14 protein-coding genes are annotated in these 13,391 nt (G+C 46.8%); 7 read left to right on the top strand and 7 right to left on the bottom strand.

Annotated elements, in window-relative coordinates:
• Positions 1 to 35: 35 nt before the first annotated feature.
• The 3 genes from R7Z41_RS12215 to R7Z41_RS12205 all read right to left on the bottom strand — a co-directional run bounded on the left by R7Z41_RS12215 (position 36) and on the right by R7Z41_RS12205 (position 3,842).
• Positions 36 to 1,172: a glycerate kinase gene (locus R7Z41_RS12215; protein WP_206970532.1), complete on the bottom strand. Its 1,137-nt coding sequence runs from the start codon at positions 1,170 to 1,172 to the stop codon at positions 36 to 38.
• A 16-nt stretch (positions 1,173 to 1,188) separates the two neighbouring features.
• Positions 1,189 to 2,541, bottom strand: a complete 1,353-nt coding sequence (locus R7Z41_RS12210) for a GntP family permease (RefSeq protein WP_017634362.1) — start codon at positions 2,539 to 2,541, stop codon at positions 1,189 to 1,191.
• Positions 2,542 to 2,699: 158 nt separating this feature from the next.
• Positions 2,700 to 3,842 carry a sugar diacid recognition domain-containing protein gene (locus tag R7Z41_RS12205; RefSeq protein WP_206970533.1) on the bottom strand — a complete coding sequence of 381 codons (1,143 nt, stop codon included), beginning with the start codon at positions 3,840 to 3,842 and terminating at the stop codon, positions 2,700 to 2,702.
• Positions 3,843 to 4,075: 233 nt separating this feature from the next.
• On the opposite strand from R7Z41_RS12205, the gene R7Z41_RS12200 reads away from it, so the two are divergent.
• On the top strand, positions 4,076 to 4,249 hold the full coding sequence (locus tag R7Z41_RS12200) for a hypothetical protein (protein WP_005374332.1): 174 nt from the start codon (positions 4,076 to 4,078) through the stop codon (positions 4,247 to 4,249).
• Between the two features lie 70 nt (positions 4,250 to 4,319).
• Here R7Z41_RS12200 and R7Z41_RS12195 read toward each other — a convergent pair whose 3' ends face one another.
• The gene (locus tag R7Z41_RS12195) at positions 4,320 to 4,682 is read right to left on the bottom strand and encodes a hypothetical protein (protein ID WP_017634365.1); all 363 of its coding nucleotides are present in this window, start codon (positions 4,680 to 4,682) and stop codon (positions 4,320 to 4,322) included.
• 276 nt (positions 4,683 to 4,958) lie between these two features.
• Here R7Z41_RS12195 and R7Z41_RS12190 point away from each other — a divergent pair, with 276 nt between their 5' ends.
• The 5 genes from R7Z41_RS12190 (at position 4,959) to R7Z41_RS12170 (ending at position 8,991) form a co-directional block, all read left to right on the top strand.
• Positions 4,959 to 6,806, top strand: a complete 1,848-nt coding sequence (locus tag R7Z41_RS12190) for a M3 family metallopeptidase (protein ID WP_206970534.1) — start codon at positions 4,959 to 4,961, stop codon at positions 6,804 to 6,806.
• A 69-nt stretch (positions 6,807 to 6,875) separates the two neighbouring features.
• Positions 6,876 to 7,412, top strand: coding sequence for a DUF924 family protein (locus tag R7Z41_RS12185; protein ID WP_054576492.1), 537 nt, complete (start codon positions 6,876 to 6,878; stop codon positions 7,410 to 7,412).
• A gap of 24 nt (positions 7,413 to 7,436) precedes the next feature.
• Positions 7,437 to 7,766 carry a DUF4144 domain-containing protein gene (locus tag R7Z41_RS12180; RefSeq protein WP_033907198.1) on the top strand — a complete coding sequence of 110 codons (330 nt, stop codon included), beginning with the start codon at positions 7,437 to 7,439 and terminating at the stop codon, positions 7,764 to 7,766.
• A gap of 139 nt (positions 7,767 to 7,905) precedes the next feature.
• Positions 7,906 to 8,391: a VOC family protein gene (locus R7Z41_RS12175; protein ID WP_005374344.1), complete on the top strand. Its 486-nt coding sequence runs from the start codon at positions 7,906 to 7,908 to the stop codon at positions 8,389 to 8,391.
• 174 nt (positions 8,392 to 8,565) lie between these two features.
• Positions 8,566 to 8,991 carry a VOC family protein gene (locus R7Z41_RS12170; protein WP_017821017.1) on the top strand — a complete coding sequence of 142 codons (426 nt, stop codon included), beginning with the start codon at positions 8,566 to 8,568 and terminating at the stop codon, positions 8,989 to 8,991.
• A gap of 77 nt (positions 8,992 to 9,068) precedes the next feature.
• Here R7Z41_RS12170 and R7Z41_RS12165 read toward each other — a convergent pair whose 3' ends face one another.
• Entirely contained in the window at positions 9,069 to 10,205 is a 1,137-nt protein-coding gene (locus R7Z41_RS12165; RefSeq protein ID WP_206970623.1) for an MBL fold metallo-hydrolase, read from the bottom strand.
• 181 nt (positions 10,206 to 10,386) lie between these two features.
• Between R7Z41_RS12165 and R7Z41_RS12160 the strand changes: the two genes are divergently transcribed.
• The gene (locus tag R7Z41_RS12160) at positions 10,387 to 10,632 is read left to right on the top strand and encodes a Rho-binding antiterminator (RefSeq protein ID WP_206970535.1); all 246 of its coding nucleotides are present in this window, start codon (positions 10,387 to 10,389) and stop codon (positions 10,630 to 10,632) included.
• Positions 10,633 to 10,728: 96 nt separating this feature from the next.
• Here R7Z41_RS12160 and R7Z41_RS12155 read toward each other — a convergent pair whose 3' ends face one another.
• Positions 10,729 to 12,219, bottom strand: coding sequence for an MDR family MFS transporter (locus R7Z41_RS12155; protein WP_054576495.1), 1,491 nt, complete (start codon positions 12,217 to 12,219; stop codon positions 10,729 to 10,731).
• Complete coding sequence (locus R7Z41_RS12150; RefSeq protein ID WP_206970536.1) at positions 12,216 to 13,241, bottom strand: HlyD family secretion protein; 1,026 nt, start codon at positions 13,239 to 13,241, stop codon at positions 12,216 to 12,218. The genes R7Z41_RS12155 and R7Z41_RS12150 overlap by 4 nt, the downstream gene beginning before the upstream one ends.
• Positions 13,242 to 13,391: the final 150 nt, after the last annotated feature.

Genomic DNA, 13,391 nt, shown 5'->3' with positions numbered 1-13,391 from the left:
CACAAAGGTGGAGTTTTTTCATATCGTCATCGCCTTCAGTGCGACTTAATTTGCCACATTCTCGCGACGTTTTCGGCTAAATTAGCAACGTTGACGTCGGCCTCTTTCATGGCCTCAGGTAAGCTCATCGCCCTTGGTACACAAGCAAACACCGCATCAATGCCGCACTCATAAACCGCCTGATAGTTGTCGCCCACACAGCCTGCTAATGCAATGACTGGTAAATTACTCTGCTTGGCCACCTGAGCAACGCCCATCGGCGTTTTGCCATGTGCGGTTTGATGATCGATTCGACCCTCGCCTGTAAATACGATATCCGCATCCGCAACATGCTGAGCAAGTTTGACCGTTTCAAGCACAATCTCAATTCCCGGTTGCAAACGTGCTGGCGTGTACCCGAGCAAGGCCGCGCCCATACCACCAGCAGCACCCGCCCCTTCACGAGTCAGTACATGCTTACCCGTCGCTTGTTCCGTCAACTCGCCAAACTTGCGCAATGCGTTATCGAGCAGAGTAACGTCTGATACGGTCGCTCCCTTTTGCGGGCCAAAGATAGCCGACGCGCCTTTGTCACCACAGAGTGGGTTATCAACATCGCACGCTACCAACACTTCGCAAGTTGCTAAACGAGGGTCAAGACCAGAAATATCGATGGACGCAAGCGCCGCTAACCCGCCTCCATTTGGGGTAATTGCATGACCAGATTCATCAAGAAACGCCACCCCCAACGCGGTCAACATGCCCACGCCACCATCATTGGTAGCGCTGCCGCCCAAACCAATGATTAAGCGTTGAATACCTCTATCTAGCGCGTGTTTGATCAGCTGTCCAGTACCAATGCTACTGGTCAGTTTTGGGTCGCGAGCGTCACTCGGCACAAGGTGCAACCCACTGGCCTCCGCCATTTCAATAACCGCGGTTTCGCCGTCGCCGAGGATGCCATAAAACGCTTCAACATCATTCCCTAATGGCGCGGTCACCGTTGTGAAGACTTGTTCGCCTTGAGTTGCATCTATCAAAGATTGAACCGTGCCTTCGCCACCGTCTGCGACCGGAACCGTAACAAACTCAGCATCATGCCATACGCGAACAAGACCCGTTTTGATCGCCTCGCTCACTTGTTTGGCGGTTAAGCTTTCTTTAAATGAATCAGGTGCAATTACCACTTTCATACGTATTTCCAGAGACTTATAAGAGAACGAGGCTCAAAATGTACACCAATGCCATTGCCGTGACACCTTGAACGAGCGTAGCCATGGTTTGCGCGCGGTACGCTAAGCCCACCGACATGCGGCTAAACTGCGAAACTACCCAGAAGAAACTGTCGTTTGCATGAGAAACCGTCATCGCACCAGCACCGATCGCCATCACCGTTAATACGCGGCCCATTTCTGAATCGAGCCCCAATTGCGTAAGCATAGGCGCAACCAAAGCCGATGTGGTCACCAGCGCAACCGTTGACGAACCTTGTGCCGATTTTAGCGCAGCCGCAACGATAAATGGCATGAAAATACCCACGCCCAGCGCCGATAACGTCGTACCCAAGTATTCACCTAGCGGCGTTGCTTTTAATACCGCGCCAAATGCACCACCCGCACCGGTAATCAAAAGAATAGGCGCAGCAGCCGTAATACCTTGGCTGATTCGCTCGCCAAATTCTTCAATCTTGTTGTCTGATTTGAGTAGGCGAACAGAAAGGAACAGGCCAATCACCAATGCCGTTAGTGGCTGCCCTAAGAAAGTCAGAACATCAAACACAAAACCTTCGCCCAGCGGTAGGCTTGGGAATTTCGCGATAGAGCCAAAACAGATCAATAAGATAGGAACAAAAATAGGAGCGAATGCTTGGCTCGCCGTTGGCAATTTGCCGTAAGACGCTTTGAGTGCTTGCCAGTCTTGCTGAATTTCTTCTGCGGCTTCAATGCCATCTGGTTCAACATGTTGGAATCGGTTCGCCCACAACATCCCCGCTAACGCCGCAACCGCTGCAACAAACACACCCACACCAATCACTAAACCAAGGTTAGATTCCAGGCCTAAGTTACCCGCAGCGGCAATCGGGCCAGGAGTTGGCGGCACAAACGTGTGCGTTGCGTATAGGCCAGTTGCCAACGCCACACTCATCGCAACGCTTGAGGTTTTTAAACGCTTAGCGAGTGATTCTTTGAGCGAGTTCAGAATGACAAAGCCTGAATCACAAAATACTGGAACAGAAACGATGTAACCGATGATGCTCATGGTCAATGTTGGGAAACGCTCACCCAACACTTTGATGACCGTATCGGCCATGGTGATCGCCGCACCACTTTTTTCCAAAATAACACCAATGATAGTACCTAAAACGATAACCAAACCAATGTAACCAAGGATGCCGCCAAAGCCAGAAGCAATGGTTTTGGCAATGCTATCTGCCGGTAAGCCGTAAGCAAATGCCGCAAGGAACGCCGCGATGATCAGCGCTAAAAAGGGATGTAATTTGAATTTGGTGGTCGTGAGCACAATAAATGCGATCACCCCGAGCAGGATTAATATAAGGTTCATGATAACTCCATTTATTCTTATTTTGCTGAGCGAGTCCGTGTTGGCTCACTCAACATGTAGGGACGCATGAATTATTAATCGTTTGCTTTAGAATTCCTTTAGGCGGAGTGACAAATGATGTGGTCAAAAAATGACGCGTATTGTGCAGATGCACAATATCACGACATTTTTGAGAGCCGAGTCGCAATATAAAGCTCCGCTAACCCCACAAAATTGGTAGTTGGTAGCCCTGTTATCTCGGTGATTTTCTCTAACCGATAGCGCAGAGTGTTCCGGTGAATAAACAGCATTTTAGAGCATTCTGTTACATTGCCATTGCATTCAAACAGTGCATCTAGGGTTTTCAATAATTGCCCAGATTTGTCTTTCTCTTTCAACCGTTTCACACCATCAATAATTTGTTCACCTTGCCAAATATCCGCCAACGGCGCTAACAAAACAGGCAAACGAAGTTCATCGAACAGGTACTTACGTTTCTCTGGGTAGAACTGCTTGCCAATGGCTAATACCTGCTTCGCGCTTTGGTATGACAACGCGACATCTTTAGGCTCATTAAACAGCTGCCCTAGCGCAATGTGAAACGTATGCGAATCGTGATCGCTTAAACGCGACATCAACTTATCAATGCGCTCACTTTCAACTTGGCTATCCCACTGCTTGGCGGAATGACACGGTTTCAACACCACAATTTCATTCACCGAGACAATCGCAACTAGGTTGTTACGCTCTGGGTATTCAAGCAGCTCAACAATATTGCGCACACTCTTCATGCTTTTTGAGGCCGACGGCGTCGAGACTTCAATCACCGTTGCCACCCGTGGTTGAGTAACATCGATAGAAAGACGCATCGCCCAATCTTTCAGCTCTTCATCGGTCAATTTCCCATTGATCCAAGCCAGAATAAACTCTTCGCGATGACGTCTGTCCCACTGAAATTTTTCCACCAGCGCGGCTTGCTCGATTGTCAATTCAGCGGTCATTTTAACCAGTTTGGCAAAATCTCGGATTTTCTCCGGCTCGCCTGTGACACCAACAATACCGACCACGTCACCATGTAATTTCAACAACATATTGATACCGGGTTTGACACCCTGCAACGTCAAACATTGCTGCTCATTAAGCTCTAGCGAATCGCCATGATTCAGCGCCAGTACCGCGCCATCATGCACTTGCCCAACACGTTTAGGGTCGCCACTGCCAATGATGATGCCTGCCGAGTTCATCACATTCACATTGTGACCAATGATGGACATGGTTCGATCAACAATTTGTTGTGCTAAGGAGTGGTCGAGAATCACCATTTCGAGTTTCCAAATTGACCGTTTAATCACTCAATAAATCACAAATGGCAGACTATCGCGATGCTGCGGTTCTAAATAACGGAAGCAGCTCAAAGCATTATCCAATTAACCATATTAAAAAGTGGATTGAACCTTCATTTTTAGCAGAGGGTTATATACTTAGAACAAAGGTTACCAATGCATTATTCACTGTGCATTGATGCCACTCGTCTACCTACAGAGGAGAAATCAACATGGAGTTACGGAATAAATCGGGGGAAGTTGCAAATATTGCTGATAACCTCACTTTGAAGGAAATCACAGAAATGGGCTACACCGTAGATTTATGCGATGAAGCATTTGCCCCTGGAGAACATTGGAAAGCGGAAGGTAAAACGCAAGGTATGGGCGAGTATCCAGAGGAGTAAACGTCCTGACGAACCAGCGCAAAAAAGCGCTCCAAAAACAGAAAAGCCGAGCGACTTAACGCTCGGTTTTTTACTTCTGAACTTCTTGAATAAACAAGCTCATCTCTTCTAGATAATTGCCGTTTGAGCATCCCCAGTCGGTGACCTCAATCAACTCTGTAACTAACTGTCCAGACTCATCATCTTGCACTCTCTGCACAAACGCTTCAAAACGTTCCAGTTGTGCCTGACTCTTAACTCCATGCACGGCATATTCTACAAGCAAGCCGTTGTACGTCTGCCAGCGCTGATCGCCCGCAACATCATTGCTTAAAATCACAGAACACTTTTGTTGAATGCTTTCAACCGCATCATTTCTTGGTGGCGCGACTGTGGAACATCCAACTAAAATCGTACCTACCGCCAATAACGTAACTTTTGTCTTATTTATCATATCGTTTCCAACTGTATCGCCACGATATGGAAATCTTATTACACCTGATAAGGATCATCGATAGCGCACCGCAGATTAATTACTTAATAAACTGTAAACTCCATACCAGTCTTAACACTGCAAGCTCATAACTCCTATTAACTCACCCAAATGTAAACAAATAGTAAAATCACCTTTACGCGATGCAAAATCGACATATGAGATTAGCATTCCTATCTCGCGACCAAGCGTGCAATAATCAACTGTCTACATAACGAAACCATTTGAAGGATCAAAATGACCGCAACGGATTATCTCAACGACCTCAATCAACGTTACCTTGCGATTCACCGCACCAAAGAAGATTTCTTTTGGGAAACTTACATGGGGATCAGCGATGACCATGATGGCTCGACGCAAGCACAAACGGCATGGACAAGCTTTTTAAGCAACGCCGAGCAAATTACTGCCATCAAACAACAGCTTGAAGCCGCGGACTCAATTACCGACCCACAAGAGAAACAACAAACCATTACGGGTCTATCTGGTTGGCTGGCGATGTTTGAATCTCACGCTATCGAGGGCGAAAAAGCACAAGCGTTGAAAAATCAGCTCATTGCCTTTGAAGCTGAGCTCTTCGAGAAAAAACAGAACCACGTACAAACATTTACCGATGAGAACGGCGAGCAAGTAGAAGGTTCACTGCCCGTATTAAGCTCAACCATTCGCACCAGCAATCATGAAGAAGTTCGCCAATCGGCTCATCAAGCGTTGCTGAACCTTGAACAATGGCTACTGCGAAACGGCTTTATTGAACTGATCAAACTGCGCAACCAGTTCGCTCGCTCACTGGGTTATGCGACTTTCTTTGATTACTCCGTGCAAAAAACGGAAAAGATGAGCTCTGAACAGCTATTCGAAATTTTGGAAGATTTCGAACAACGCACGCGAGATGCGCACCTAAACAGCTTAGAAAACTTGGCGAAAGAGAAAGGCGAAAGCGCACTAGCAGGCTACAACTTTGTTTACTCATTCGCGGGTGACGTAATGCGTGACCTTGACCCATACGTGCCGTTCTCAAAATCTCTGAGACGCTGGGTAGAATCATTTGGTCGCCTAAATATTGATTACTCTGGCGCGACGCTAACGCTGGATTTACTAGATCGCAAAGGTAAGTACCCGAACGGGTTCTGCCACGGCCCTATCCCTTCTTTCTATAATCAAGGCGAATGGGTCGCAGCGCAGGTGAACTTCACCAGTAATGCCAAACCAGACCAAGTGGGAAGCGGCTACGATGGCATTAACACGCTGTTCCACGAAGGCGGCCACGCAGCACACTTTGCGAACGTAAAAATGAACGCGCCTTGTTTCTCGCAGGAGTTTGCGCCGACGTCAATGGCTTATGCAGAAACTCAGTCGATGTTCTGTGATAGCCTGTTAACCGATGCCGATTGGCTAAAACAGTACGCACTGGATGATGAAGGGAATTCTGTGCCTGATGAGATTATTCAAGCAATGATCAACAGCCGTCAGCCATTCAAAGCTTATGAAGAACGTAGCATCTTGGTTGTGCCATATTTTGAGCGCGCGTTGTATCAATTGAGCGATGACGAGTTAACGCCAGAGCGCATCACTAAGCTCGCTCGCGATTGTGAAAAACAGATCCTTGGTTTGGAATGCAGCCCTCGCCCACTGATGGCGATTCCACATTTGCTATCCGACGAAGCAGCTTGTGCGTATCAAGGTTATCTACTCGCGCACATGGCGGTGTATCAGACCCGTGCATACTTCCTTGAGAAGTTTGGTTACCTGACGGATAACCCAGAAATTGGCCCACTGCTGGCAAAACACTACTGGCACGCAGGCAATCACTTGTCGCACAACGAAACCATTGTCAGCCTGACTGGCGAAGGCTTCAATGCCAAATACCTTGCAGACGTGTGTAACCTGTCGCCAGAACAGGCATGGGAAGTGCAGCAGAAGAAAATCGACTCACTTGCGACGCGAGAACGAGCATCAGTCGCTTCACTGAACGCCGCGATTAAAGTCGTCGACGGCAGTAAAGAGCTGGCAAGCAACACCATCTCTGACGAACAAATGTGTGACGATTTTGAACGTTACATCGTAGAGACTTACGGTCGATAAAACACAGAAAGCCAGGAGCTCGCCTTCTGGCTTTTTATTCTTTAGCTAATGCAATAGGAAGGAAGATCCATGTACCAAGAAGTCATCAAATTTTGGTTCGAGGAGCTATCGCCCCAAAATTGGTTTGAAAACAACCCAGAACTGGACAAGCGTATTACATCGCGATTTGCCTCGATATTAGAACAAGCCGCTCGTTGTGAACTGTTTAATTGGCGTGACAGCGCACAAGGGCGATTGGCCGAAATCATCGTCCTCGACCAGTTTTCACGTAATGTGTATCGCAACACCCCAAAAGCGTTTGCACAAGACCCACTCGCATTAGCATTGGCTCAAGAGGCAATTCGGTTAGGTCACGACAAAGAATTAGCGCCTGAGCAGCTAAGTTTTTTGTACATGCCGTTTATGCACAGCGAATCTCGCCTCATTCATGTCGAAGCTGAAAAATTGTTCCGCGCATCAGGGCTTGAAAATAACTACGATTTTGAGCTAAAACACAAAGCCATCATCGACCAGTTTGGGCGCTATCCTCATCGCAATGCGATACTGGGAAGAAAGAGCACTCCCGAAGAGTTAGCGTTTTTGCAACAACCTGGGTCAAGTTTCTAAATAACAATGAATAATGAGTTAACCATGAGAGACCACGCAGTATGCTGGCCATGCTTGCTAAAACTAGACGGCGACGATGAGCTGATCTACACGCATTCCCAGTCCGACTTAGACTCTGAATGCGAAGCCCTCATTTTTGGGCAAGATGATTACGTTATTGACTCAAATGGCAACACGTTCGAATTGAAAAACAATGGTTCGAACACCACTCTTTTACACCCAAAAGAACGAACGCTGTCCGTAGAAGAGGTTACGTCATTAATCCAATCGCATGAATTCAGCCTCGCGCAACGGTGCATTATCAAGATTCATTTCACCTCGGTGAGGCAAGCTGTTGAGGCCTTAGCTCACTAACTCAATCCCAACACCCACATCATTAAATAAAATTATTATTTTTATAATTTATGATAATTTCATGTAATCAACATCACGCCATATACTCTCCCACATCGAAACAAGACAACGTTCAAACACACATGTTGGGAGCAAACAAATGAAAATGAATCATGTCGGTATTATGGTCGGAGATATGGACAAAGCGGTTGAGTTTTACACGCAAGCGCTAGGTCTAAAAGTCGTTATGGGCAACACGAAAGTGATTGAAGAACGCGAAACGGCAATTGGCAGAATGTGTATTGCGGTCTTTGGGGAAGGCTTTAAAGGCTTCAACATTGCGCACCTTGTGACAAGTGATGGCATCGGCCTTGAGTTATTCGAAATGAAAGAACGTCAAGAGCGCCATGAAGTGGATTTTTCTCGCATCGGTATCTTCCATTTCTGTTTACAGACAGACGATTTTGAAGGTGCTATCAAACGCACCGAAGCACTAGGTGGCAAAGTTCGCATGGACATCATGCGTTACCACCCAGAAGACGATAATAAGCCTGCGAAAATGGTTTACCTAGAAGACCCATTCGGCAACCTATTCGAGCTTTACTCACACACTTACGAAGAAACTTACGCTTCTGATTACGAGTAATAGCCCCATTCATATTCCAAAAGGCTAGCAATACGCTAGCCTTTTTTGTTTGCTTTGAGTTGCAGTGTTTCTGCACTCGCTCTAGCAAAAAAACATCTTGAATTTGATCATTTCTCTCACCACTTTTAAGGTCACTTTATACTTACCTCAACACAATGCAAAAAGGAGTGAAGCATGCCCACCAAAAATCCAATCGCCATCAAAGCGCTTGATCATGTTGTATTAAGGACCTGTAACCTCGATGCTATGTTGCATTTCTATCGAGACATTTTGGGCTGCCCTGTCGAACGCGAAGTAACGGAACTTGGTTTAACTCAACTTAGGGCAGGTAACGCATTGATTGATGTAGTGACGGTAGACAGCGAATTGGGCCAACTCGGCGGTAAGCCACCAGTTCAAAATGGTCGTAATATTGACCATTTTTGCCTGCAATTGGCGCCTTTTTCCGAGGATGAATTACTGGAATATCTGCGTTCGAACGGCATTGAAACCGAAGAGTTTGCGAAACGCTACGGCGCACAAGGATTCGGTCGCTCACTCTATATTCATGATCCGGAAGGAAATGTCGTCGAGTTAAAACCTCAAGTGATTGATGAGTAAGCGAGTAAAAAACCTTGTTATATTCTGAAAATAACAAGGTTAACTTCTAAAATAATTATTGAAGTAAGAACATATTATTAAGTCACAATTCTAGCTGGCTCACCTGTTTCTTTTTCTCGCCACCATTGTTTATTTATCTGTTTTTTATGAACGTAAAAACTCTCCCCCGGCATTGGCGTCAGCAGCGTTATATGTTCTTTTTGACAATGGGCAAGCAAATCTAAAATCGGTTCGTCCCAGCGGTGAGTAAACAGCTCGTATGTAGCCCAATGTACTGGCAGCAGTTTTTTCGCATTTAAATCGCAAAACGCTTGCACGGTATGATGAGCCTGCATGTGCCCCCAGTTTTCGACCGGATAACCTTGGCCTTTCACATCAGCAGCCACTTCCAAACAGGCAATGTCGATTGGTCCACATCGCAGTGCGATCTCGGAAAAATGCGAATCGTAAGCTGAATCGCCACTAAAATAGAGCGTCTCTTCTTTTCCTTTGATGACCCAAGAAGCCCACAGGGTCGCGTTTTTATCGAAATAAGTACGACCCGAATTATGGTTAGCAGGCGTACAAATCAGTTCGATTCCGGCATAGTGCACGCTATCCCACCAATCGAATTCCACGATGTTGTCTGCGCAAACGCCCCACTTTATAAGATGCTTGCCAACCCCTAAGGGTACATAAAACGTCACGGGTTTATCGGCGTAGAAACGTATGGTCGATGCTTCTAAATGGTCGTAATGATCGTGCGAAATCACGATAATTTCAGGAATCGGCAAACAATCTCTGGCGTAGGTATTGGGAATATTGCGTTCAAACCACGCTTTTGCGACGAACGGAGAAGCGTAATCAAATACCGGATCGGTCAGAATTCGAATGCCATCGACCTCCACCAGCATGGTGGAATGGCCCAGCCAAGTAACGCGCATCGATTCACTTCGCTGTGCAAACTGCGTAGGTTGAATTGGGAAATGTGGCAGATGCTCGTTAGGACTCAATGGCGTTCTACCACCAAGATAGCTCCAACACACCTGCCAGAATGATTGCGGGCTAGGGACATTTGGCATCTCGTTTTTAACGCGGCCGTTTTCAAATTGAGGCGAGTGGTGAACACGGTGCGCCAACTGCGCATGGTAGGTTTGAGGGGAAATCAGTGAACTTGGCTTTTGTGTCTTTTGTTCACTCGTTAGGTATGTGTGCTTAAGTATCGTCTCAGACATATCGTAGTTTTGTCTCGCTTGTGAACGCTCAACAGTAGGTTTATTAAAACGTGCGTGTATGTCTATTTCGTGACCAAAATGAGGTGTAAGATGAAGATTCAGTTTCAATCAAACGTTTTCTATATTAAGGAAGCGGTTCTCAAACCTTCTGAATACTGCGTCGGTTTGAAAGGAGAAAACTATGGTGACTTGCAGCCAATACGATTTTATTGAAATCGCCTGTATGTTTAAGCTCCCGATCGAGATCAAACTAAAAAATGGTGAAACTCATCAGGGCAACGCGTTCGACACAGGCTACGACATGCAGCGACAAGAATGCTTGTTTTTAGATATGGATGGTGAGCACACCGCCTTCCCGACTGAACAATTAGTCGCAATGCGCGCGCTCAAAACCAATCCGCATTTTGACGAAGTGACGTTTGAGTAAACGTCCTTCTTTCACTGGCACTGTCCAATAAAAAACGCCTCTCAAGCTGACACAACTTGAGAGGCGTTCTCTTACACTATTCACCGGAACTTCATGTTATTCACGCGACCGAATGAAAACCAGCATCGGCATCATGATCACGAACATCACTCCCACCAGCTGGAAGGTGTGCACAAACGCGACCATTTGCGATTGCTGCTGCAACATCTGTTGGTATTGGTCTAACGCAACCGGGTCGGTAATAGAAAGCCCCTGATTGGCCGCCCAGTCATGCAAGTTAGGATTATAAGGATTAATACCCTCTCCCAGCGCATGCCATTGCTGCTGACTATCACGATATTGGAACGTGGTGGCGATAGAAATACCAAACGAGCTACCAATGGTACGGAACAGATTGTAAATACTCGCCGCCGCAACAGATTGCTCTTTCGGAATCGTTAAATACGCCAAGGTGGATAGCGTCGAGAAGGTTAAACCAAGCCCCATCCCCTGAATCATACTCGGCATCACAATCCAAAATGTATCGATCTGCAGTGAGTACTGCGTCATCAAATAACTACCAATCCCGATGCAGCTTAAGCCAAAGACTATTTTGATTCTGGGATCGAATTGCGGATTGAGCTTAATCACCAAAATCAACATCGCCGCTGACGCCAACCCACGAGGTGCCATTAATAAGCCAGTGGTTGAGACCGGATAATCCAGCAAGCTTTCCAACAGCATTGGTTGTTGAGTCGTCAGACCAAACATCGCCATCGACACCACGGCAATCATCAATGACGAGACCATAAGGTTTCGGTCTTTCAGTAGCCATAATGGCGCTATTGGACTTTTGGTTTTCCAACTGCGATAGATCCACATCACCAATCCCATTACTGCGAGCAATATCGCCGTCTGAATCATGCGTGAGTCGAGCCAGTCTTCTTCATTCCCTTTATCCAACACAAACTGCAACGCGCCCACACCTAACGCCATGTAACCGATGATCCACCAGTCAAAGTTAGGTTTGGATTTGTTGTCGATATGGATATAGCGATAAATCAAAGAGGTACAGATCAAACCGAATGGCAAGTTGATGTAAAAAATCCAGCGCCAGTTAATGTTGTCGGTGATCACACCACCTACAACTGGGCCCAAAATAGGACCAAGCAAAATGCCGATGGAGAAAATCGCCATCGCTTTGCCTTTTTGCTCATACGGATAGATCTGCACTAACGTCGACTGCGCCAATGGAATCACCGACGCGCCGAAAGCGCCTTGGATAATGCGAAATAGCACCATCTCTTCAAGAGACTGTGCTTGCCCACAAAGCGCACTGGCAATCACAAAACCGATCACAGCAACCAACATGACTTTGCGTTCACCAAAACGCGACACCCAGAAACTGGTCATCGGAATGAAGATCGCTTCCGCCATGCTGTAACCCGTCAGCACCCAAGTAATTTGGTCTGCCGTTGCGCCCAACGCGCCCATCATGTGCGATAGCGACACGTTCGCAACGGTCATATCGATTAACACCATGATGGCAGAAAGCATCACGGCGACGGTGGCAATCCCCCGTTTGTCTGCCGTAATTTGATGGCTCATTGCACGCTACTTTGCAAATCGATGGTGACTTCTGAGCTCGCACCCACGCGAAGTTGCGGCGCATCGGCTGGTACTTCTAATGCCAAACGTACAGGGAAACGCTGTTTGATTTTAACCCAGTTACCCGTTGCGTTTTCTGGTGGCATCAAGGAGAACGATGTACCACTCGCAGGCGACAGCTGTTCTACCGTTGCTTTCCACACCACGTCTGGGTACATATCAATCACCACATCCGCATGCATACCAGGTTTGATGTGAGTAAGATCGGTTTCTTTAAAGTTCGCGCGTACCCAATAGCTGTCTTTTAAAATCACAGGGAACAGCGTTTGACCCACGCTAACGACCGAGCCTACGTGCGTATTGATTTCACCGGTAATGCCATCCACTGGTGACGTAATGTCGGTGTAGCTCAAGTTCAGCTCCGCTTGCGCTAACTGTGCTGCCGCTTGTTGAACGACCGCAGCCTCTACGCCTTCTTCACCACGGTTCGCAATGGCTTTTTCTACCGTTGCGCGCGCTTGCTCCAGGCTCGCTTGGGCATTGGCTAGTTTGTTTTTTGCCGTATCTAAATCTTGGTCCGACGCCAGTTTGCGTTTCACCAAGGAATCCGTACGTTTGTATTCTACTTGCGCTTCTGTCAGGTTAGAGCGCGCCGCATCTAAGCCCGCAACGGCTTCAGTTACCTGCTTATCGGCAACGTCATGTTGCTGGACCGCCAATTGGTATGCCGCTTTTGCTTGCTTCACTGCCAACAAATATGGGCGTGAATCTATCTTCAGCAGTAGGTCACCTTTGTTAACAGATTGGAAGTCTTTGACATCCACAGAAACCACTTGGCCTTTTACCTGAGGCGCTACCGACAGAATTTTTGCCCTAACGTAGGCATCTTCCGTGCTTGGGTGACTGTCTGAATACTGCCAAGACCAATACATCGCACCAAATGCGATAACACAGAGAGTAAAGAAAAGAGTTTTTACCAGCTTAGATCTGGAGGAAGAATGCTTTGCGATGTCGTCGCTCATTTATATTGTCCACTTGTTCAATTATGTGATCAGTGTAGGACTTTTCGATCTTCCGACAATAAAATGATCTGCAAGGTAAAGATCCAATTTTGCATGTTGCTAAGTGGAGTAAATGATGTGCAATCAAAACGAGGATAAAAAAGAGGGGCA

It is taken from the genome of Vibrio sp. 1457 (assembly GCF_033340195.1).
Taxonomy (GTDB): Bacteria; Pseudomonadota; Gammaproteobacteria; order Enterobacterales; family Vibrionaceae; genus Vibrio; species Vibrio alginolyticus.
This window is presented reverse-complemented; position numbering and strand designations above follow the sequence as displayed.